Genomic DNA, 22698 nt, shown 5'->3' on the forward strand with positions numbered 1-22698 from the left:
GAACAGTTTCTACCGGGTGTCTTGAAATCAGTGGCAACGGTCAGGCCTTGCGGCGCGTCTGTTGCGGTACCGCTTCTTCGGCTTCCGACACTGCCTGAGGAAGGTGGTTGCTGATCAAGGCTTTATAGCCGACAGCACCGAGGCATGCGCCTACCAATGGACCAAAAATCGGCACCAGGAAGTAAGGAATATCCCGGGCACCGGTAAAGGCAACTTTGCCCCAGCCGGCAAAATAGGCGAACAGCTTGGGACCAAAGTCACGGGCCGGGTTAAGGGCAAACCCGGTCAACGGACCCATAGAGGCACCGATAACGGCAATCAACAGACCAATTAACAGCGGAGCCAGGGCACCACGCGGGACACCATTACCGTCGTCGGTTAATGCCAGGATCAGTGCCATCAGAATGGCGGTGATCACCGCTTCAACCAGAAACGCCTGCAACACGCTGATATGCGGGTTTGGATAAGTAGAGAAGATACCGGCCAGATCCAGACTTTCAACGCTGCCGCGCACCATGTTATGGCTCTGCTCGAAATCAAAGAACAGATTGTAGTAGAGACCGTAAACCAATGCGGCGGCACAGAATGCCCCGGCAACCTGGGCAACGATGTAAGGCAAAACTTTGCGTCCGTCAAAGTTGGCAAACAGGCAGAGCGCTATGGTGATGGCGGGATTGAGATGGGCGCCGGAGATGGCGGCGGTCAGGTAAACGGCCATTGATACGCCGAGGCCCCAGATGATACTGATCTCCCACTGGCCAAAGCTGGCACCAGCCAGTTTTAGCGCCGCTACGCAGCCGGCACCGAAAAAGATAATCAGGCCGGTTCCCAGAAACTCTGCGATACACTGCCCTTTGATTGTGGAACTGATGTTTTGGCTCATAATCGGATCCTATATAAGGATGGTTGTTAGGGTAAGTTTAAGATTAATTGCTTTTATGCTTTGTTATGTATTTTTTACATCTCACGTAGAATGAGTCTGTAATGTGAATTTATCGTTAACGAACATAAACGAGAAATACCGAAATCAAAATGTGTGTACTGCGTCATGAAAATGAGCGAATTCGAGTGTTTTTTGCGTGGATTACTCACCCTAAACAGGTAGGCGACTTCGTAAAAGTAGCGCAATTATTACCTGATTGACCGCTACGGGCGTGCAAAATGCGTCCTTAACAGAAACAAAATGAAGAAACTGCTTGGCGATTAAGCGATTTTTAGGCATATGCTGATGGTGGCGACATTAAAATTGCAACAGACTACGTGCGTAGCCTGTATGTTGCTAGACAGGGAAAGGTTGCCTACATACAATCGATAGTTATCATCTCAATCGATTGTATGCCATCGAGGGCTGCGACCTTCACTTGGGTCAGGATGCATCTTTCGTTGGATCAAGATAATTGAATTTTTGAGCTGCGTCGGGACGATGTGGCAGAACATAAAAGATGTACGCCTTGCGAACATAAGGGGATTAAGACATGTCATTTGAAGTATTTGAGAAACTAGAAACTAAAGTTCAGCAAGCGATTGATACCATTACTTTATTACAGATGGAAATCGAAGAGCTGAAAGAACAGAACACCAATTTGGCGCAACAGGTTCAGCAAGCCAATGGTAACCAGGAGTCTCTGGTTCGTGAAAATACGCAGTTGAAAGAAGAACAGGTTGTTTGGCAAGAGCGTTTGCGCTCACTGCTGGGCAAAATGGAAGAAGTCTAAATACCCCGATAGCTTTCATGGCCGTGGGCGTGGGTGGATTTTGCGCCGATCTGTCTTGAAATCTGTGGAGTACCAGTGTCGACCCTTAGGTCTGCATCGCCACTAACCTGGCTATTTGGCAAGTTTTGCCAGAGCAAAAAGACGCAGCATGCTGCGTCTTTTTGTTATCTGCTACCCTGAGATTTACTCGATATCGAGGGGATCTTCAGAGAGCACAATCCCGGTATTGTCGGCATAGAGATGATCGCCGGAGAAAAACGTTACGCCGCCAAAATTGACGCGAATATCGCTTTCACCAATACCTTCGCTGGTGGCACCGGCAGGAATGGCCGCCATAGCCTGGATACCAATATCCAGCTCAGCGAGATCATCGACCTGGCGCACGGCACCGTAAATCACAATACCTTCCCATTCGTTTTGCAATGCCAGCAGTGCCAGACCGGCATCAAGCAGCGCACGACGTACCGACCCCCCGCCGTCAATCAGAAGAATACGGCCACGACCGTTCTCTTCCAACAAATCATACAGTAAGCCATTATCTTCAAAGCATTTCACCGTGGTGATCTGCCCGCCAAATGAAGTACGTCCACCAAAGTTGGAGAACAGGGGTTCAACGACATTCACTTCTTCAAGATAGATGTCGCACAATTCTGAAGTATCGTATTTCATAGGATTTTTATCTGGTGGCTCGCGGGAGCTTTCAGTATATCCCTTTCTGGTTGATGTTGGCAAAATCATCAAATGTTAAGTTTTGATGACGACGATTTGAGCGGTCCGGATAAAAACTGTCCAGTCAGCTCAGTATAAGTCCCACAGCAAACAGGACGTTAGTCAGCAGTGCAGCTTTGACCATCCCTTCAAGCAAGGGGCGCACGCCCTCAGGCGTCTTCGCAGTGATAACTTTGCGGGCATGACTGACCAGCATGGGCACGGCGAGGATAAACAGCCAGCCTTTCCAGCTATCAAGATAGAGCAGGGAAAAAACGGCCAGTGCGGCGAGTGCGGCCACCAATAACAGCAGGTGGTAGCCTCGTGCCTTATGCGGACCCAGGCGCACCGCCAGCGTGTTCTTGCCATGCTGGCGATCCGTTTCGATATCGCGCAGGTTATTAATATTGAGCACGGCCGCCGCCAGTAAACCGCAGGCGGTCGCCGGCAGCATAACCAGCAGGTCAAGCCGGCCAACCTGCAGATAGTAGGTCCCCCCGACGCTTATCCAGCCAAAGAAGATCAGCACCGACAGGTCGCCCAGCCCCATATAACCGTAAGGTCGTGTGCCAACGGTATAGGTAATGGCGGCGGCAATGGAGAGTAATCCCAGCACTAAAAACACCAGTACATCACTGGGTTTCTGGCAGGCGACGGCAATCAATGCCAGGCCAGCCACCACGGCGGCCACAATGCACAATTTGATGGCGCGTTTCATCTGCTGCTGAGTAATCAGCCCTTTTTGCATGCCACGCAGTGGACCCACGCGTTCTGGAGTATCACTGCCTTTTACGGCGTCGCCGTAATCATTGGCCAGGTTGGACAGGATTTGCAGCAAGCCCGCAGTAAGCAATGCCAACAGCGCCACTGACGGTTTCAGACTGCCTTGCAGACTGGCAACGGCCGACCCCATAAGAATTGAAGCAAAGGCCAGAGGCAGAGTGCGTAGTCTTAGACTTTCAAGCCATGCACTGGCCGGGCTGGTGCAGGTTATAGAGCTCATAATTGGCGTTATCCGCTGAAGGTACGTATCGGATGGGATCGGCAGCATAAAAAAGGAGGCGTATGCCTCCTTTTTTACCACCGAAGGTATAGATAAATTATAAGATGAAACGGCTCAGATCTTCATCAGCAACGAGTGCGTCCAGGTGGTCACGAACATAATCTGCATCAATGTTTATTGAAATACCGTTGCTTTCACTGGCGTCATAGGAGATATCTTCCATCAAACGCTCAAGAACGGTATGCAGACGACGAGCACCGATATTCTCGGTGGTTTCGTTAACCTGCCATGCTGCCTCGGCAATGCGACGAATACCATCCGGGGTAAAGGTCACGCTGACACCTTCGGTTTGCATCAGTGCCTGATATTGGTGAGTCAGAGAGGCACTGGGTTCCGTCAGAATGCGCTCAAAATCTTCGGTAGACAATGCCTGAAGTTCTACGCGGATCGGCAAACGCCCCTGAAGTTCCGGGATCAGATCGGATGGACTGGCGGTCTGGAATGCCCCGGAAGCAATAAACAGAATATGGTCGGTTTTTACCATACCGTGTTTGGTGGAGACGGTGCAGCCTTCCACCAGCGGCAGCAGGTCGCGCTGAACCCCTTCACGGGAGACGTCCGGACCGGAGCTTTGGCCACGCTTACAGATTTTATCGATCTCATCGATAAACACGATACCGTGCTGTTCTACGGCTTCGATGGCCTGTTCTTTCAGCTCTTCCGGATTAACCAGTTTGGCCGCTTCTTCTTCGACCAACAGTTTATAAGCTTCTTTGATTTTCAGCTTACGCGCTTTCTGTTTCTGACCGGCCATGTTCTGGAACATGGATTGCAGTTGATTGGTCATCTCTTCCATACCCGGTGGCGACATGATTTCCACGCCCATAGGTGCCGCTGCCAGATTGATTTCGATCTCTTTATCGTCCAACTGACCTTCGCGCAATTTTTTGCGGAAAGACTGACGTGCCGCAGAAGGCTCCTGTGTTTCATCCGGCTGGCCCCAGTTGTTTTTGGCCGGGGGGATCAGCACGTCAAGAATGCGGTCTTCGGCCATTTCTTCGGCACGGAAGCGATTCTTTTCGATTGACTGTTGGCGCACCATTTTAACGGCGGAGTCGGTCAGATCGCGGATGATTGAATCCACTTCTTTACCTACATAGCCCACTTCGGTGAACTTGGTCGCTTCGACCTTGATAAAAGGAGCATTGGCCAGTTTTGCCAGACGACGGGCAATTTCGGTTTTACCGACACCGGTCGGGCCGATCATCAGAATGTTTTTGGGTGTCACTTCGTGACGCAGCGCTTCATCAAGCTGCATCCGGCGCCAGCGGTTACGCAAGGCGATCGCCACAGCGCGCTTTGCTTTGTCCTGGCCAATGATGTAGCTGTCTAACTCGCTGACAATCTCGCGTGGGGTCATTTCAGACATATTCTAAGATCCTTACGCTTTAGGATTGCAGGGCAATTCTAAGAAATTGAGGTTATGGTTAGTATAAATACAGATATCAGCGGCGATATTCAGCGACTTCTCGGCAATTTCGCGGGCGCTTAACTCGGTATTTTCCAGCAGTGCGGTCGCTGCTGCCTGGGCGTAGGGACCGCCTGAACCTATGGCAATCAGGCCATTATCCTGACGGATAACATCGCCGTTACCGCTAATCAGGAGTGATTCGGTGTCATCGGCAACCACCAGCAGCGCTTCCAGACGGCGCAGCATACGGTCAGTTCGCCAGTCTTTGGCCAGCTCAACGGCCGCCTTGGTGAGATGACCCTGATGCATTTCCAGTTTGCGCTCAAACAGTTCAAACAGGGTAAACGCGTCAGCAGTACCGCCGGCAAAACCCGCGATCACTTTATCTTTATAAAAGGTACGCACTTTCAGGACGTTGCCTTTCATTACAGTATTGCCCATGGTGGCCTGGCCATCACCACCGACTACCACCTGGCCATTACGGCGTACACATACAATTGTTGTCACGAGCGGTTCCTCGTTGCAGACGGAAAAGATCCCGGCGCGTTAAGCTGGCCCTGATCAGGTCAGCTTAACGCGCGAGGCATATTGTAAATATAGATTGGGGAAGAATGTGGGTTTTCAACCCCCGACAGGGAGGGGAATACAGCCGGTAATGCCAGAATTTTTCAAACGCGACAGGGTGCCGTCAGCGCCCGCGCGGTTATTGTAGGGGCCGATCACCACACGATTCCAGCCACCGCTGGTGGTGACGCGCCCTTCAAACCCTTCAAATGCCAGTTTGGCACGATAGGATTCGGCCTGATCGGTACCGTGGAATGAGCCACACTGCAGCAGGAAGCGCTGTGATTTTGGCTGATCTTTCGGTTTTTCTGCTTCTTTAGGCTTTTCGGCCGGTTTTTCGGCAATAACTGCCGGAGCCGCTGCCGGCGCTGCTTGTACGCTAGCCGGTTGCTGCGGTTTGATATGTTCCGGTTTCGCCTGGGTGATCATCGCCCTGGGTTGCGTGACAACAGGTTTCGGCTGAACGACCACCGGTTTGGGCTGGGTAACCACCGGCTTGCTCTGGGTGATTGTTGCCTGCGGTGCCACCTGCACTGGCCGCGGTCTTGGCTGTGTCGGGGTTGGCTGGGGTTGTGGTGCCCTCACCGGTTGTTGCATAAAGGTTGGCTGGCTACTTTGCTGTTTCGCCGCCTGTGTCCGTGAAACCTGCGTCGGATCGTTATAAGGCACTTCCGAGAGCTGGGTTGGCGTCTGACGCATATCGGCCTGCATCTGCTCAAGCAACTGACGCTGTTCTGGCGTGAGCTGTGTCTTGGATGAGACATCCCCGCCCGAAGTCGGCTCCGTTGGCGTTTGTACCCCCATCTGACGATTCTCAAGCTCTTTGATATAACGCCAACGTTCTGCCGGTTTGGGCGGCAAGCCATTGCCCGGGCGCGGGGCATGCGCAGGCAGGATCTGGGCCTCTTCGCTTTTGTTATGGGTGATAAAGTAGAGGCCGCCAATAAATACCACCACCACGGCAACGGCAAACACCACCATGGTTTTGGGGATCATCGGGGAACTGCTTTTTTTACGGCTGGTACTTTTTTTCCGCCGTGCTCCTGAGCGTCCACGGCTCACATAGTCTTTTTGTGCCACTATCGTTTCGCTGTGTCGTTATGTTTAAAGAAGTACGTCATTTTACAGGGTCCTGAAACGTCACTGTTATCTGGGCGCAGCGGTACTGCCGCGAATAATCAGTTCACTGTCGAGCAGTCGTGAACCGCTTTGCACCGAATGGCCGTTAAGCTGTTCCAGCAATAGTAACATGGCTTCTCTGCCAAGCTGGAATCGTGGTTGTGCCACTGTGGTTAACGGCGGGTCGTAAAACTGGCTGAGTTTGATATCGTCAAACCCAACAATAGACAAATCTTGCGGGATACGTAGCCCTAATTTTTTCGCCTGATACATGGCGCCAATGGCCATCATGTCGTTATGACAGAAAATGGCCGTCGGTGGTGTCGGCTGACTCATTAATTTGGCCAGCGCCAGTGCCCCCGATTCATAGCTGAAGTCGCCGTTGGCGATATACTGGCTTTCAACGGTCAAGCCATTGCGGCGGATAGCCTGAATATAGCCTTGCAGCCGATATTGACATAGCGGCATCGCTTCCGGGCCGGTAATACAGGCAATGCGCTGATGGCCAAGCCCAAGCAGATAGTGCACGGCTTCATAGGCGGCGGTCAGGTTATCGATATGCACCGTCGGTAATTCCAGTTCCGGAGCAAATTCGTTGGCCATCACCATCGGCGGCAGATTGCGCTGCTCTTCTTTGCTGGCGTCAAACGGCAGATCGGAGCCGAGCAACAGCATGCCGTCAATTTGTTTGGTGATGATCAGATTGATAAAGGTTTTTTCTTGCTGATTCTGCTGCGCGCAGTCACCAATCAACACCAGATAGCCGTGTTCGGCGGCGGTACGCTCGATCCCCTGGATCACATCGGCAAAGAAGGGATCGCAGATATCCGGGATGATCACCAAAATAGTGCGGGATTCATTGCGTTTGAGATTACGGGACAAAGAGTGCGGCGAGTAGCCCACGGCGATCACTGCCTGTTCAACCCGCTGGCGCGTGGGTGCTGAAACCTTTTCGGGATTCATCAGGGCTCTTGATACTGTCGCGGTAGAAACCCCCGCCTGTTCGGCGACATCTTTCATTGTGGCGCTAGTAATGACTCTATTCTGATCCAACGCATCTCTCCTTGCATTTGCATCAAACTGACACGACATCATGGATGTTTATTTTTATAGTGACTGCAGCATCCGTGCGTTTTTGCCTGCCAGCAGACTGCTCGCATAGCACATCACATTCTAAACAGAATGTGACTAGGATTAATTACCTAATTACGCAATAAATGTCACTTTTGTTGTTTTTTTGTACCTTATTCCAAAAAAAAGCCGTTCTTTGCGTTAATTATCTATGGGATCAACGTCGAGGGTCCATTTCACTTTTTTTGCCTGCGGCAAACTGGCGATTAATGGCATCGAGCTTTTGATCAAATGCTGCAGTACCCGACGGGAGGGATGCTGCAGCAACAATTGCCAACGAAAACGGCCGCTGCGTTTGGCCTGCAGAGCCGGTACCGGCCCGAGGATCCATAGCGCATCGTCTTTTAGCGGGCTGGCTTCCAGCAGGTTGCGCAGTTGCTGTAAAAACATCGCCGACTGTTGATTGTCGTGATCTTCGCTGCGAAACAGAATATGGCTGGTAAACGGCGGTAAAAATACGCTTTTGCGTTCGGCCAGTGTCTGTTTTGAAAAGGCGTCATACCCCTGTTGCAGCAGAACCTGCAGCAAGGGGTGGTCGGGATGGTGGGTTTGCAGCACCACTTCACCCTGTTTACCGGCACGTCCGGCACGCCCTGAAACCTGGGTATATAGCTGCGCAAAGCGTTCGGCGGAACGAAAATCGGCGGAAAACAGTGCCCCGTCCACGTCGAGCAGTGACACCAGCGTTACATCCGGGAAATGATGCCCTTTGGCCAGCATCTGCGTGCCAATCAGAATGCGCGCGCCGCCGCGATGCACTTCGGCCAGATGCTGTTCCAGCGAACCTTTACGGCTGGTGGTATCGCGGTCGATGCGGGTGATCGGCGTATCGGGAAACAGCGGCGCCAGTTCATTCTCAAGCTGTTCGGTGCCCACGCCGACGGAGACCAACTGGGTGGATCCACACTGTGGGCACTGCTGAGGTACTGCCCGCTGGCTATCGCAGTGGTGGCAGCGCAACTGCCGCTGGTTCTGGTGAAACGTATAGTAGTGGTCGCAGCGCTGGCATTCGGCAATCCAGCCGCATTCGTGGCATAACAGCGCCGGGGCGTAGCCGCGTCGGTTAAGAAACAACATCACCTGATTATCGGCTTTCAAATGCTGTTGCATACGCTGAATCAAGGGTTGAGACAGCCCGACTTTTAACGCCATGCCTTTCAGATCCAGCAAATGATGCACTGCCGGTTTGGCGTTGCCGGCGCGCTTGGTCAGCGTAAGCTGTCGGTATTTGCCCAACTGCACATTGTGTAGCGTTTCCAGCGCCGGAGTGGCCGAGCCCATAATAATGGGAATATTCTCTTCATGGGCACGCAAAACCGCCAAATCGCGGGCGTGATAACGCCAGCCTTCTTGCTGCTTGTAAGAACTGTCATGCTCTTCATCGATAATAATGCCGCCGAGACGGGCAAAGGGCGTAAACAATGAGGAGCGGGTACCGATCACAATGCCCGCTTCGCCGTTTCTGGCCCGTAGCCAGACCGCCAGGCGTTCGCTGTCATTGAGACCAGAGTGCAATACGTCTACCGGAGCGCTAAAGCGTTCCCGAAAGCGGGCGATAGTCTGCGGCGTCAGGCCGATTTCAGGCACCATCACCAGCGCCTGTCGTCCTTGTGCCAGAATATTTTCCAGCACGCTGAGGTAGACTTCGGTTTTACCCGAGCCGGTGACTCCGGCCAGCAGCCAGGCTGAAAACTGCTGATCTTCGCTGCGAATGGCACCTACGGCGGTGGCCTGTTCGGTATTCAGTCGCAGGCGTTCACCGACCACGGCGAAACTGTCGCGCCAGTCCTGGGCGACGGGGGCAACGCCTTGCAGATCGCAGAGCCCTTTGGCGCGCAGCGCCTGCAGTGCGGCCTCGTTCAGATCAAGCTGGCTTACCTGATGACGGTAAATTTTGCCTTGCAGCAAGGCAGCCATTGCCTGCTGTTGCTTGGGTGCTCGCTTGAGACTGGCTAACGGCGTGGCGCGTCCCTGTTCGGTGGCGAACCACTGCCACAGCGGCGCGAGTTCGGCCGCTTTGCCCTGGCGCAGCAACACCGGCAGCGCATGAAACAACACTTCGCCCAGCGGAAAGTGATAATAGTCCGCCGCCCAGTGCAGCACGCGCCATAAGTCATGGGTATAGAGGCTGGTGGCGTCGATCACTGCGGCCACCGGCTTGAGTTTTTCCATCGGAAACTCACTGCTGTCACTGACGGCGGTCACAATCCCGATGGCGTCACGTTTGCCGAAAGGCACACTTACCCGACAGCCGGGGACAACCTGCATACCCGGAGGTAATAAGTAATCAAATGTGCGACTTAAGGGGACGGGTAGAGCAACGTGAGCAACGGGCATTGGCGGTCCAGACTATAAAAAAATGACGAGATAGTGTACACTGTGTGGCTGGGATTGCATGAACATCATTGCGCGGCCAGTTTATATTCTGTATGATTTGCCGCCTTTGATACATTCCGTATCATCGAACTATTCATTAACACTACGTGTGGTGTCCGACGGAAACAGGGTTGGATAGCGACGCGGCCTAAAAGAGGTTTTTCCCATGAAAAAAGGTATTCACCCTAATTACGTAGCTATTACTGCAACTTGTTCATGCGGTAATGTGATCAATACTCACTCAACCGTGGGTCACAACCTGAACCTGGACGTGTGTGGCGAATGTCACCCGTTCTACACTGGTAAGCAACGTGAAGTCGCTACCGGTGGCCGCGTTGACCGCTTCAACAAGCGTTTCAGCGTTCCGAGCAGCAAATAAGTTTTTGCTCGAAAACAAAAAAGGCGCCGGTGGCGCCTTTTTTGTTGCCCTGAATTTCTTCCTTAATATTCCCAGGTATCAGGATCCACACCCAGCTCGCGCATCAGGATTTTGGCCGCTTCCGGGATCTCATCGCTACGTTCTTTACGCAGGTCTTCGTCGTTCGGCAGGGGCTGGCCGGTAAAGGCATGCAGAAAAGCTTCACACAGCAGTTCACTGTTGGTGGCGTGACGCAGGTTGTTAACCTGACGACGCGTGCGCTCATCCGTCAAAATCTTCAGTACTTTTAGAGGAATCGAAACTGTAATCTTTTTAACTTGTTCGCTTTTTTTACCGTGTTCAGCGTAAGGGCTGACATATTCGCCGTTCCACTCAGCCATGGGACACCTTAAATTTATCAAAAAAAATAATATTCTGAAAACCCGGGGAGTATGCCCGATTTCCGCAGTTCTCACTACACCCGTCATACCGGAAGCCGGGTATCGACCCTTCGCTTTCACGTGGCAGGTGCGCTGGCTGTCCAGTCACTTATCGCAGTAAGTGCTCGGGTAATGGTTATCATCCTGGACGGACTGCTGTTTATCTTGTCAGCGGATACCGGTGGTAGGTTACTGCCAGGAGATATTTTTTCCAGGTTGGGCCAAATTCACCCCCTGTACCGGTACAATCCATCATACCGCTATAATTTTAGCGGGTATTATTGCATTGCTCAATCTATACGCAAAGAAGTTTAGATGTCCAGATGTATTGACGTCTATCTCTCGGGCGGTTAATCTTTAGCCCTTATCCTCTTTTATCCCGTCAGGGAGAAACACTATGACGCTCAAACAAGGCACTATCGCGGTTAGCAGTGGACTCAATATCGACCAACAATATGGCTGTGTTGTCCCGCCTATTACTCTCTCCAGCACCTATAATTTTGCCGACTTCAATCAACCGCGGGCGCATGACTATTCCCGTCGCGGTAATCCTACGCGCGATATAGCCCAGCGCGCTTTGGCCGATCTTGAAGGCGGTGCCGGAGCGGTGTTAACCAGCAGCGGTATGTCTGCCATTCATTTAGTGTGTACTGTGTTTCTTAAACCTGGCGATTTGCTGGTGGCTCCCCATGATTGCTACGGCGGCAGCTACCGTTTATTCGATAGCCTCAGCAAGCGTGGCGCTTACCGCGTGCTGTTTGTCGATCAGGGCAATCCCCAGGCACTGGCGGATGCGCTGGCGCAGCAACCGAAATTGGTGCTGATTGAAACACCGAGTAATCCTCTGCTGCGCGTGGTGGATATTCAGGCCATCTGCGAGGCGGCACATCAGGTTGGCGCGCTGACGGTGGTGGATAACACCTTCCTTAGCCCGGTATTGCAGCAGCCGCTGAAACTGGGGGCGGATCTGGTCGTGCATTCATGCACCAAATATCTCAATGGTCACTCTGACGTGGTGGCCGGCACCGTTATCTCCAAAACCGCCGAGCATGCCACCGAGCTTGCCTGGTGGGGCAATAATATTGGTGTAACCGGCGCGGCCTTCGACAGCTATTTATTGCTTCGCGGCCTGCGCACCCTGGGTGTCCGGGTCAAACAGCAGCAACAAAATGCGCTGGCGATTGTCGACTATTTGCAAAAACAGCCGCTGGTGAAAAAACTCTACCATCCATCATTGCCTGAGAATCAAGGCCACGATATTGCGCGGCGTCAGCAAAGCGGATTCGGCGCTATGGTAAGTTTTGAATTTGCGGGAGAAGAAGCAGCCTTGCGCCACTTCCTCAAGGAATTAAAATTATTCACCCTGGCCGAATCATTGGGCGGCGTGGAAAGTCTGATTTCCCATACCGCGACCATGACGCACGCCGGAATGGCACCGGAAGCGCGTAAAGCCGCGGGGATTTCCGACAGTCTGCTGCGCATTTCTGTCGGTCTTGAAGATAGCGAAGATTTAATTGCTGACCTGGAACAGGCTTTCCAGGCGGCGGCAAAGAGGTAAGCAATGAGTGCAATAGCGGTTGCAGCGCCGGCAGGAAGTCGGCAGTTACACAAGTTTGGCGGTAGCAGTCTGGCCGATGTGAAATGTTATCTTCGCGTGGCCGGCATTATGGCTGAATATGGCAATCCCGGCGATATGATGGTGGTTTCTGCCGCAGGCAGCACCACCAATCAGCTGATCAGCTGGTTGAAGCTCAGTCAGACGGATCGTATTTCGGCGCATCAGGTGCAGCAAGCGCTGCGCCGTTATCAAACGGAATTGATCACCGGGCTGGTGCCGGTGGAAATGTCCGAACCGCTTATTGCCTCATTTATTCAGGATCTTGAACGTCTGGCGGGATTGCTTGATGGCAAGGTGACCGATGCCGTCTATGCCGAAGTTGTCGGCCATGGCGAAATCTGGTCGGCCCGTCTGATGGCCGCGCTGCTGTCGAAAATGGACCTGCCCGCCGCCTGGCTGGATGCCCGCGATTTTCTGCGTGCGGAACGCGCAGCGCAGCCGCAGGTGGATGAAGGTCGTTCTTATCCGCTGCTGCAACAGCTGTTAGCGCAGCATCCTCAGCAATATCTGGTGGTCACCGGTTTTATCTCGCGCAATGAAGCCGGTGAAACCGTGCTGTTGGGGCGTAACGGCAGTGACTACTCGGCCACACAGATTGGCGCGCTGGCCGGTGCCAGTCGGGTAACCATCTGGAGCGATGTCGCCGGGGTTTATAGCGCCGACCCGCGCAAGGTGAAAGACGCCTGTCTGCTGCCGCTGTTGCGTCTGGACGAAGCCAGTGAACTGGCGCGTCTGGCGGCACCGGTGTTGCACACCCGCACTCTGCAGCCGGTCTCCGGCAGCGATATCGATTTACAACTGCGTTGCAGCTATCAGCCGGAGCAGGGATCAACCCGTATTGAGCGGGTGCTGGCCTCGGGTACCGGAGCGAAGATTGTCACCAGTCATGATGATATCTGCCTGATTGAACTGGAAATTGCTCCGCAACATGATTTTGCGCTGGCGCAGAAAGAGGTGGAACTGCTGCTTAACCGGGCGCAGGTAAAACCGCTGGCTACCGGGGTACACGCCGACCGCAATCTGTTGCAGCTGTGCTACACCTCCGAAGTGGTCAACAGTGCGTTGAAGGTCTTGCAGGACGCGGAATTGCCGGGCCGTCTGCAACTGCGTGAAGGGCTGGCGCTGGTGGCGCTGGTGGGGGCCGGGGTGTGTAAAAACCCGCTGCACAGCCATCGTTTCTATCAGGAACTGAAAGATCAACCGGTGGAATTTGTCTGGCAGGCGGAAGACGATATCAGCCTGGTGGCGGTATTGCGCTTGGGGCCAACGGAGCATTTGGTGCAGGGTCTGCACAAAACCCTGTTCCGCGCCGAAAAATGCATTGGTTTAATGCTGTTTGGCAAAGGCAATATCGGTTCGCGCTGGCTGGAGCTGTTTGCCCGCGAACAAAAGAATATCTCCGCCCGCAGCGGCTTTGAATTTGTGCTGGCTGGCGTGGTGGACAGCAAACGCAGCCTGCTTAATTACGAAGGCCTGGATGCCAGTCGTGCCTTGGCATTCTTTGCTGATGAAGCCTGCGAACATGACGAAGAGTCACTGTTCCTGTGGATGCGTGAGCACCCTTACGACGATCTGGTGGTACTGGACGTCACCGCCAGCGCCGAGCTTGCCGATCAGTATCATGATTTTGCCAGTTACGGCATTCATGTGATCAGCGCCAATAAATTGGCCGGTGCTTCGTGCAGCAGCAACTATCGTCAAATTCGTGATGCCTTTGCCAAGACCGGGAGCCATTGGTTGTATAACGCTACCGTCGGCGCAGGCTTGCCAATCAACCATACGGTGCGCGATTTGCGCGACAGCGGTGACAGCATTCTGGCGATCAGCGGGATATTCTCCGGTACGCTATCTTGGCTGTTTCTGCAGTTTGATGGCACCCAGCCGTTTACCGAGCTGGTGGATCTTGCCTGGCAACAGGGGCTGACCGAACCTGATCCGCGGGTCGATCTCTCGGGTCAGGACGTGATGCGTAAAATGGTCATTCTGGCGCGCGAAGCCGGTTACGATATCGAGCCGAATCAAGTGCGCGTCGAGTCGCTGGTGCCGCCAGACTGTGAAAGTGGCTCGGTGGATCAATTCTTTGAAGGGGGAGAGGCGCTTAACCAGCAAATGCTGCAACGCCTTGAAGCCGCCAGAGAGATGGGTCTGGTGCTGCGCTATGTGGCGCGTTTTGATGCCAATGGCAAAGCGCGAGTCGGGGTCGAGGCGGTGCGTGAAGACCATCCTCTGGCCTCTTTGCTGCCTTGCGACAACGTCTTTGCTATCGAAAGCCGCTGGTATCGTGACAATCCTTTAGTGATCCGCGGACCGGGTGCCGGTCGTGACGTGACCGCAGGCGCGATTCAGTCCGATCTTAACCGTCTGGCACAATTGCTGTAAGGCTCTTTCCCCCTGTGCTTATTTGCACCGGGGGATGTTCATTCCGTTAATCAACTTGAAATTCTTTCAATTTGGGTGAAGATTAATCATAACGCGAATGCATTTTTGAGTTGACTCTTCAGGCGACTTCCGTCATTTTCTATCTATACGTTTAGACGTCTAGACGCTTAAATTTAAATAAGCCAAATTATTCACGCTTGTCAGGCGGGGATAACACCAAGTGATGCACGAGGTAGAAAACGATGAGCTTTTTTCACGCCAATCAGCGCGAAGCATTGAACCAGAATCTGGCCGAATTACAGGGGCAGATTAACGTATCTTTCGAATTTTTCCCGCCACGCACCCCCGAAATGGAAAATACGTTATGGAATTCAATCGATCGGCTCAGCAGCCTGAAGCCGAAATTCGTTTCCGTCACCTATGGAGCTAACTCTGGTGAGCGCGATCGTACACACAGCATTATCAAGGGCATCAAAGAGCGTACCGGTCTGGAAGCCGCGCCGCATCTGACCTGCGTGGATGCTACCCCTGATGAATTGCGTCAAATCGCCCGTGATTACTGGCAAAGCGGCATTCGCCATATTGTGGCGCTGCGCGGTGATTTACCGCCTAACAGTGGCAAACCCGAGATGTACGCCGTTGATCTGGTGCATTTGCTGAAAGAGGTGGGTGATTTTGATATTTCGGTGGCCGCCTATCCCGAAGTGCACCCCGAGGCCAAGAGCGCCCAGGCTGATTTGATCAACCTGAAACGTAAAATTGATGCCGGTGCCAATCGCGCCATCACCCAGTTTTTCTTTGATGTGGAAAGCTATCTGCGTTTTCGCGATCGCTGCGCCTCGGCGGGCATTGACGTTGAAATCGTGCCGGGGATTTTGCCGGTTTCCAACTTCAAACAGTTGCAACGTTTTGCTACCATGACCAATGTGCGCGTACCTAACTGGATGACCAGCATGTTTGCCGGTCTGGATGATGATGCCGAGACGCGCAAAATGGTGGGGGCCAATATCGCCATGGACATGGTTAAAATCCTTAGCCGCGAAGGCGTGAAAGATTTTCACTTCTACACCCTTAACCGCGCCGAGATGAGCTATGCCATCTGCCATACGCTGGGTGTGCGACCTGAGATTGCTTCTGCCTGATTAGCTGCAGATATATAAAAAAACCGGCCTGATGGCCGGTTTGAGTTTGATGACAAAGTCGTCTTGATGATCGAGATACCCGGGCATAGCACACCTAGGGGCGCTCCGGCGGGCAAGCCCGCTACGACCCCAACGGTGCACTCTCCCTAATAACGGACTTTGTCAGCAGTCTGAAACCGGCCATCAGGCCGGTTTTTTAACTGATACCCTAACCGGGGAACAACTGCTACCGCATAAACCGGTGACGACCTGCTAGCCAGTATTACGCATACCGGCAGCCACACCGGCAATGGTCACCATCAGCGCTTGTTCTACCCGCGCATCCAGCTCGCCTTGTTCCTCAAGCTCACGGGAACGGTGCAGCAGTTCGGCCTGCAACACGTTCAGTGGGTCAGTGTAGACGTTACGCAGCGCAATGGATTCGGCAATCCACGGTAAATCAGCCATCAAATGGTCATCGTTGGAGATAGCCAGAACCACCTTGATATCGCTGCTTAACTGGTCACGCAGTCGTTGACCCAGTGGCCACAACTCTTTGCTGACCAGACGCTGATCGTAGTATTCCGCCAGCCACAGGTCGGCTTTGGCAAAGACCATTTCCAGCATACCAATACGCGTAGAGAAGAACGGCCAGTCATGGCACATCGACTCCAGCTCATCGCGTTTACCGGCATCCACCACCGCTTGCAGACCGGCACCGGCACCCAGCCAGGCTGGCAGCATCAAACGGTTTTGCGTCCAGGCGAAGATCCACGGAATGGCGCGCAGGCTTTCTACACCACCGCTGGCGCGGCGTTTGGCAGGGCGTGAACCCAGCGGCAATTTCGCCAGCTCTTGTTCCGGGGTGGCGGAGCGGAAGTAAGGCACAAAGTCTTTATCTTCACGCACGTAGCCACGGTACATTTTGCAGGAAACCTCAGACAGCTGCTCCATGATATCCACCCAGGCTTTTTTCGGCTCTGGTGGTGGTAACAGGTTGGCTTCGAGGATCGCTCCGGTATAGAGCGCCAGGCTGCTGATGGTGACTTCCGGTAAACCGAATTTAAAGCGGATCATTTCGCCTTGTTCGGTGACACGCAGGCCGCCTTTCAGGCTTCCTGGTGGTTGTGACAGTAAGGCCGCATGTGCCGGTGCACCGCCGCGACCGATAGAGCCGCCGCGACCATGGAACAGAGTCAGTAATACGCCGGCTTTCTCACAGGTTTTAATCAAGGCATCTTGCGCACGGTACTGCGCCCAGGAGGCTGCCATCACACCGGCATCTTTGGCGGAGTCGGAATAACCGATCATCACCATTTGTTTGCCCTGGATAACGCCGCGATACCAGTCAATGCTTAGCAACTGGGTCATAACCTCGTCGGCATTGTTCAGGTCTTCCAGCGTTTCAAACAACGGGGCGACCGGCATGGCGAACGGACAACCGGCTTCTTTAAGCAGCAAATGCACGGCCAGCACGTCTGACGGGGTACGCGCCATGGAGATAACATAAGCGGCAATCGAACCTTCTGGCGCTTCGGCGGCCACCAGGCAGGTATCCAGCACTTCTTTGGTGTCGGCGCTTGGCGTCCAGTGGCGCGGCACCAGTGGGCGTGGAGAATTCAGTTCGCGGATCAGGAATGCCTGTTTATCGCTTTCCGACCAGCTCTCGTAGTCGCCCAAACCGAGGAAACGGGTGATTTCGGCAATGGCCAGGGTATGGCGGGTGCTTTCCTGACGCAGATCGATGCGCACCAGTGGCACACCAAAGCAACGTACGCGGCGCAAGGTATCGAGCAGCTGGCCGTTGGCGATAATGCCCATATTGCAGGCCAGCAGCGACTGGTAGCAGGCATACAGCGGTTCCCACAGCTGATCGTTATGCATCAGCAGATCTTTGGGTTGCGGCAGATTCTCGCCTTTCAGGCGCGCTTCCAGATAAACCTGGGTCGACAGTAACTGACCGCGCAGGTCTTTCATGATGGTGCGATAAGGTTCTACCACCTCTTCGCCGCCGGCGCGTTCACGCAGTTCTGGCGTCGATTCGGTCATCGACAGTTCTGAGATCAGGATCTGCACATCGCGCAGGAACAGATCGGTGGCTTTCCAGCGGCTCAGCAGCAGCACGCGACGGGTGATTTCCGCCGTCACATTCGGGTTGCCGTCGCGGTCACCGCCCATCCAGGAGGTAAAGCGGATCGGTACCGCTTCTACCGGCATTTTGTAGTCCAGCGAGGTTTCCAGCTGTTCGTTGAATTCGCGCAGGAAAGCCGGAACCCCTTCCCACAGGCTATTTTCAACGACGGCAAAGCCCCACTTGGCTTCATCCACCGGTGAAGGGCGGATTTTACGGATTTCATCCGTATGCCATGACTGGGCGATAAGCTGACGCAGGCGACGCATAATCTGCTTGCGTTCATAGTCGGCCAGATCGTTATGGTCGAGCTGTTTCAGACAGCTGTTCACTTCCACCAGTTTATGGATCAGGGTGCGGCGGGCAATTTCCGTCGGGTGCGCGGTAAGAACCAGCTCGATAGACAGCGCTTCAACGGCGTCACGTAATTGCTGATCCGAAAGATTTTTAGATTTCAGACGATCGAAAAGCAGCGCCAGTGCTTCAGGATTGCTGGCGGCTTCACCGTGCGGGGAGATGCTGTGATACTGCTCGGCCACGTTGGTCAAATTTAAAAACTGACTGAAGGCGCGAGCAACAGGCAGTAATTCGTCATTGGATAAATTTTGCAGCGTTGTCAGCAATTCCTGACGATCGGCTTCATTACCCGCACGTGAGGATTTGGACAACTTACGGATCTTCTCGACGCGATCAAGGATATGCTCTCCCAACGTATCTTTGATCGTATCTCCAAGCAGCTTGCCCAGCGTGCTGACATTACTTCGCATTGCGGAATATTGTTCGTTCATATAACCCCTGACCCGTTTCTTTGTATGATTTTTATATCTTGTAAATAACTTTCACCCGTAAGGCGCTAACGCCTCTGTCTATCCGGCCTTCATGGCGATGTTCAGTCATCCAATGCCACTCGGCAATGTCCTATCCCATGGCCCGTTCAGGGCACTTTGGCGGCATCGCTCATTGTCGGACAAGGTTTGCCTGTAGGAACTTACCGCAAAAAACCTATTCTGCTCATTAGAAAAACGCCAATTTTCCTAAAGTCGCTGAAATTTAATTACAGCCCGCAGGTTATTAGTGCAGCTAATTAGCTGGTTTGTACAATATCAAAGGGCATCGCCAGATGCCCCCTTTAGTTGTGTTGTTTTATTCTATCAATGATGACAAAAGTGGTGGACAACCTGTGTTATCAGCTCGCGAGTCGGTTTGATAAAGGCGGTATCGAGAAATTCATCCGGCTGATGGGCCTGTTCGATAGAGCCTGGACCTAATACCAGCGTCGGGCAAAGTTGCTGTATAAAGGGCGCTTCAGTACAGTAGTTAACAATTTCCGTTTCTGTTCCCAACAGTTTCTCAACAACCTGAACCAGACGGTGGTCCGGCGGACACTCATAGCCCGGGATCGGCGGATGCAAGGCTTCGACGGTCAGACGACCAGGCCAGCGGCTGCTGACAGGTTCCAGCGCTTCATTAAGTAAGGCGTCCAAATCCGACAGTGTCAAGCCTGGCAGCGGGCGAATATCCATATGCAGTTCACAGCAGGCGCAAATACGGTTGGGGGCATCGCCACCGTGGATATGACCAAAGTTCATGGTCGGATAAGGGATGGCAAAGCCGCTATGGTTGTAGCGCGTTTTCAGCGTATTGCGCAGTTCCATCAGATGGGTGATCGAGTCGTGCATCAGTTCAATGGCATTAACGCCACGGCTGGGATCGCTGGAGTGGCCGGACTGACCGACGATACGGATGGCATTGGAGATATGGCCCTTATGGGCACGAACCGGCTTGAGCGAGGTGGGTTCACCGATAATTGCACAGTCAGGACGCAGGGACGAGGTTTGGGCAAAGTAGCTGGCACCGGCCATGGTGGTTTCTTCATCGGCGGTGGCGAGGATATACAGCGGCTTGCTCAGTTTCTCGGGTTCAATATCGCGCAACGCATCGAGAATAAAGGCGAAAAAGCCCTTCATATCGGCAGTACCCAGACCGTAGAGCTTGTTTTCGTGCTCCGTCAGGGTAAAGGGATCGCGGGTCCAGCGGCCATCGTCAAAAGGTACCGTATCGGTATGTCCGGCGAGTAGCAAGCCGCCAGCGCCTTCACCGATACTGGCCAGCATATTGAATTTATTACGCGTATCAGGCACCGGCTGGATTTCCACTTTAAACCCCAAATCGGCAAACCAGCCTGCCAACAAGTTGATTAGGGTTTCATTGCTCTGATCCAGTGCGCTGTCGGTGGCACTGATCGACGGCGTGGCAATTAACGCACGGTATAGCTCAATAAATGGAGGTAATTTCATCTTCACTGTTGACAGCCTTTGGTTAGGGTAATATAAATATTCATGCATTTAATGTGAATAAAAATACATTAAGCCGGTTCGTAAGGAAACCCCAAAAACAGCGGGTTCTCCACAAGAGCAACAACTGCACAAACTGGCTGAATTTCACGGGCTTCTGATGTCGAAACATCGCAAGTCCACAATTTTATAAAGCGTACGCTGTGTAAGACATTACGCACATCACGCCGAGAAGGTGACCAGACCCCATGTTGAATACGCTGATTGTTGGTGCAAGCGGTTATGCCGGAGCTGAACTCGCGCTCTACCTGAATCGTCACCCACATATGAACATAACCGGTTTAACGGTTTCAGCGCAAAGTGCAGATGCAGGAAAATTGCTTTCCGACTTGCACCCTCAGCTTAAAGGCATTGTCGATCTGCCTGTTTTGCCATTAGAAAATGTCGCCGAAGCGGCAAAAGGCGTCGACGTGGTTTTTTTAGCCACCGCCCATGAAGTCAGCCACGATCTGGCCCCGCAGTTTCTGGCCGCCGGTTGCGTGGTCTTTGATTTATCCGGCGCGTTCCGCGTTAACGACCCGGCGTTCTATACCCAATATTATGGCTTTGAACATCAGCATACCGACTGGCTGGAAAAGGCGGTCTATGGTTTGGCCGAATGGCAGGCAGAAGCGATCAAGCAGGCGCAGCTGATTGCAGTGCCGGGATGTTATCCCACGGCGGCGCAGCTGGCGCTGAAGCCGCTGGTGGATAACCAGTTGCTCAATAACGACCAGTGGCCGGTGATCAACGCGACCAGTGGTGTAAGTGGTGCCGGGCGTAAAGCCAGCCTGGGTAACAGTTTCTGCGAAGTCAGCCTGAAACCTTACGGTATTTTCAATCATCGCCACCATCCGGAAATCAGCAGCCATTTAGGTATTCCGGTGATCTTTACCCCGCACCTGGGCAATTTTCCGCGCGGTATCCTTGAGACCATCACTTGCCGGTTGAAAGCCGGTGTCACCGCGCAGGACGTGGCTGAGGCTTATCACAACGCCTATCAGGGAAAACCGCTGATACGTTTATATAGCAAAGATGTCCCGGCGCTGAAAAACGTGGTCGGTTTGCCATTTTGTGATATCGGCTTTGCAGTGCAGGGGGAACATCTAATTGTGGTCGCGGCAGAAGATAATCTGCTGAAAGGAGCCTCATCCCAGGCTATCCAGTGTCTTAATCTGCGGTTTGGCTTTCCGGAAACCCAGTCACTGTTTTGATAAAGTGGCCTGATTACAAAATGTTATAGCATCAGTTACAGATTATTTTCATATTAATATCCCGCCCTGAGCGTTTATTCAGCGCGACAGGGATGGTAGATTAAACCAAATTCAACCTGAAGCCGTTTGCAAGGCGACAGGGCAATCAATAGGTTGAGGCGCAAACAGCTATGGATCCGTTAGTCATTAAATTAGGTGGCGTGTTACTGGACAATGAAGAAGCGCTTGAGCGTCTGTTCATGGCACTGGTCACTTATCGCAAAGAATATCAGCGCCCGCTAGTGATTGTTCATGGTGGCGGTTGTCTGGTGGATGAACTGATGAAACGGCTTAATCTGCCGGTCGTCAAAAAAGCCGGCCTGCGTGTTACCCCTGCCGACCAGATTGATATTATCACCGGTGCGCTGGCGGGCAGTGCCAATAAAACGCTGCTGGCCTGGGCGGTAAAAAGCCATATCAACGCGGTGGGCCTGTCATTGGCCGACGGTGGTTCAGTCAGCGTTACCCAGCTTAATGAAGAACTCGGTTTTGTCGGCAAGGCCGAAGTCGGTTCTCCTACCCTGATCAACACCCTGACCGCGGCCGGTTATCTGCCGATTGTCAGTTCCATCGGCATTACCGCCGAAGGTGAACTGATGAACGTCAACGCCGATCAGGCTGCTACAGCACTGGCGGCAACGCTGGGTGCCGATCTGATCCTGTTGTCGGACGTCAGCGGCATCCTCGACGGCAAAGGTCAACGTATGCCGGAAATCACCGCCGCCAAAGCCGAAGAGATGATTGAGCACGGCATTATTACCGATGGCATGATTGTTAAAGTGCATGCTGCTCTCGATGCGGCGCGCGCGTTAGGACGCCCGGTTGATATCGCCAGCTGGCGTCATGCCGAGCAATTGCCCGCGCTGTTTAACGGCGTCGCCATCGGCACACGTATTCTGGCTTAAGCCTGGCTCAGGCGTACTGACTCTGTGCGCCCGATCCGTAACCCATTATTTAAGCGCTGAAAAATCAGCGCGC

The 22698-nt window shown here is 53.2% G+C and carries 18 protein-coding genes; 7 read left to right on the top strand and 11 right to left on the bottom strand.

Annotation, left to right across the window (positions count from 1 at the left end; genetic code table 11):
• Nucleotides 1–40 precede the first annotated feature (40 nt).
• Nucleotides 41–883: an MIP/aquaporin family protein gene (locus GW590_RS21750; protein WP_169405172.1), complete on the bottom strand. Its 843-nt coding sequence runs from the start codon at nucleotides 881–883 to the stop codon at nucleotides 41–43.
• Nucleotides 884–1475: 592 nt separating this feature from the next.
• Here GW590_RS21750 and zapB point away from each other — a divergent pair.
• Entirely contained in the window at nucleotides 1476–1715 is a 240-nt protein-coding gene (gene zapB, locus GW590_RS21755) for a cell division protein ZapB (RefSeq protein ID WP_169405173.1), read from the top strand.
• Between the two features lie 183 nt (nucleotides 1716–1898).
• Here zapB and rraA read toward each other — a convergent pair whose 3' ends face one another.
• From rraA to priA, 7 genes are all read right to left on the bottom strand, one after another.
• Nucleotides 1899–2384: a ribonuclease E activity regulator RraA gene (gene rraA, locus GW590_RS21760; protein WP_169405174.1), complete on the bottom strand. Its 486-nt coding sequence runs from the start codon at nucleotides 2382–2384 to the stop codon at nucleotides 1899–1901.
• Nucleotides 2385–2508: 124 nt separating this feature from the next.
• On the bottom strand, nucleotides 2509–3426 hold the full coding sequence (locus tag GW590_RS21765; RefSeq protein ID WP_169405175.1) for a 1,4-dihydroxy-2-naphthoate polyprenyltransferase: 918 nt from the start codon (nucleotides 3424–3426) through the stop codon (nucleotides 2509–2511).
• Between the two features lie 97 nt (nucleotides 3427–3523).
• Nucleotides 3524–4855: an HslU--HslV peptidase ATPase subunit gene (gene hslU, locus GW590_RS21770; protein WP_169405176.1), complete on the bottom strand. Its 1332-nt coding sequence runs from the start codon at nucleotides 4853–4855 to the stop codon at nucleotides 3524–3526.
• A 12-nt stretch (nucleotides 4856–4867) separates the two neighbouring features.
• Nucleotides 4868–5404: an ATP-dependent protease subunit HslV gene (gene hslV / locus GW590_RS21775; protein ID WP_169405177.1), complete on the bottom strand. Its 537-nt coding sequence runs from the start codon at nucleotides 5402–5404 to the stop codon at nucleotides 4868–4870.
• 114 nt (nucleotides 5405–5518) lie between these two features.
• Nucleotides 5519–6541, bottom strand: a complete 1023-nt coding sequence (gene ftsN, locus GW590_RS21780; protein WP_169405178.1) for a cell division protein FtsN — start codon at nucleotides 6539–6541, stop codon at nucleotides 5519–5521.
• 66 nt (nucleotides 6542–6607) lie between these two features.
• Nucleotides 6608–7672, bottom strand: a complete 1065-nt coding sequence (gene cytR, locus GW590_RS21785; protein ID WP_408014954.1) for a DNA-binding transcriptional regulator CytR — start codon at nucleotides 7670–7672, stop codon at nucleotides 6608–6610.
• Nucleotides 7673–7852: 180 nt separating this feature from the next.
• Nucleotides 7853–10048 (bottom strand): primosomal protein N', encoded by a 2196-nt coding sequence (priA, locus tag GW590_RS21790; RefSeq protein ID WP_169405180.1) that lies wholly within the window; start codon nucleotides 10046–10048, stop codon nucleotides 7853–7855.
• 205 nt (nucleotides 10049–10253) lie between these two features.
• On the opposite strand from priA, the gene rpmE reads away from it, so the two are divergent.
• Complete coding sequence (gene rpmE / locus GW590_RS21795; protein ID WP_169405181.1) at nucleotides 10254–10466, top strand: 50S ribosomal protein L31; 213 nt, start codon at nucleotides 10254–10256, stop codon at nucleotides 10464–10466.
• Between the two features lie 62 nt (nucleotides 10467–10528).
• On the opposite strand, the gene metJ is transcribed toward rpmE, so the two are convergent.
• The gene (gene metJ, locus GW590_RS21800) at nucleotides 10529–10846 is read right to left on the bottom strand and encodes a met regulon transcriptional regulator MetJ (RefSeq protein WP_004392248.1); all 318 of its coding nucleotides are present in this window, start codon (nucleotides 10844–10846) and stop codon (nucleotides 10529–10531) included.
• A gap of 436 nt (nucleotides 10847–11282) precedes the next feature.
• On the opposite strand from metJ, the gene metB reads away from it, so the two are divergent.
• From metB to metF, 3 genes are all read left to right on the top strand, one after another.
• Nucleotides 11283–12443 carry a cystathionine gamma-synthase gene (metB, locus tag GW590_RS21805; protein ID WP_169405182.1) on the top strand — a complete coding sequence of 387 codons (1161 nt, stop codon included), beginning with the start codon at nucleotides 11283–11285 and terminating at the stop codon, nucleotides 12441–12443.
• 3 nt (nucleotides 12444–12446) lie between these two features.
• The gene (locus GW590_RS21810; protein ID WP_169405183.1) at nucleotides 12447–14882 is read left to right on the top strand and encodes a bifunctional aspartate kinase/homoserine dehydrogenase II; all 2436 of its coding nucleotides are present in this window, start codon (nucleotides 12447–12449) and stop codon (nucleotides 14880–14882) included.
• Nucleotides 14883–15124: 242 nt separating this feature from the next.
• Nucleotides 15125–16024 carry a methylenetetrahydrofolate reductase gene (gene metF / locus GW590_RS21815; protein WP_169405184.1) on the top strand — a complete coding sequence of 300 codons (900 nt, stop codon included), beginning with the start codon at nucleotides 15125–15127 and terminating at the stop codon, nucleotides 16022–16024.
• 252 nt (nucleotides 16025–16276) lie between these two features.
• Here the strand turns inward: metF and ppc are convergent, their stop codons facing one another.
• Both ppc and argE read right to left on the bottom strand, forming a co-directional pair.
• The gene (gene ppc / locus GW590_RS21820) at nucleotides 16277–18922 is read right to left on the bottom strand and encodes a phosphoenolpyruvate carboxylase (RefSeq protein WP_169405185.1); all 2646 of its coding nucleotides are present in this window, start codon (nucleotides 18920–18922) and stop codon (nucleotides 16277–16279) included.
• 363 nt (nucleotides 18923–19285) lie between these two features.
• Nucleotides 19286–20437, bottom strand: a complete 1152-nt coding sequence (gene argE, locus GW590_RS21825) for an acetylornithine deacetylase (RefSeq protein WP_169405186.1) — start codon at nucleotides 20435–20437, stop codon at nucleotides 19286–19288.
• A 239-nt stretch (nucleotides 20438–20676) separates the two neighbouring features.
• Here argE and argC point away from each other — a divergent pair, with 239 nt between their 5' ends.
• Complete coding sequence (argC, locus tag GW590_RS21830) at nucleotides 20677–21681, top strand: N-acetyl-gamma-glutamyl-phosphate reductase (RefSeq protein ID WP_169405187.1); 1005 nt, start codon at nucleotides 20677–20679, stop codon at nucleotides 21679–21681.
• A gap of 170 nt (nucleotides 21682–21851) precedes the next feature.
• A complete protein-coding gene (gene argB / locus GW590_RS21835) occupies nucleotides 21852–22625 on the top strand; it encodes an acetylglutamate kinase (protein ID WP_169405188.1) in 774 nt (257 codons plus the stop codon).
• The last annotated feature ends 73 nt before the right edge of the window (nucleotides 22626–22698 follow it).

Origin of the sequence: Rouxiella aceris (genome assembly GCF_012933545.1) — a bacterium.
GTDB classification, from domain to species: domain Bacteria; phylum Pseudomonadota; class Gammaproteobacteria; order Enterobacterales; family Enterobacteriaceae; genus Rouxiella; species Rouxiella aceris.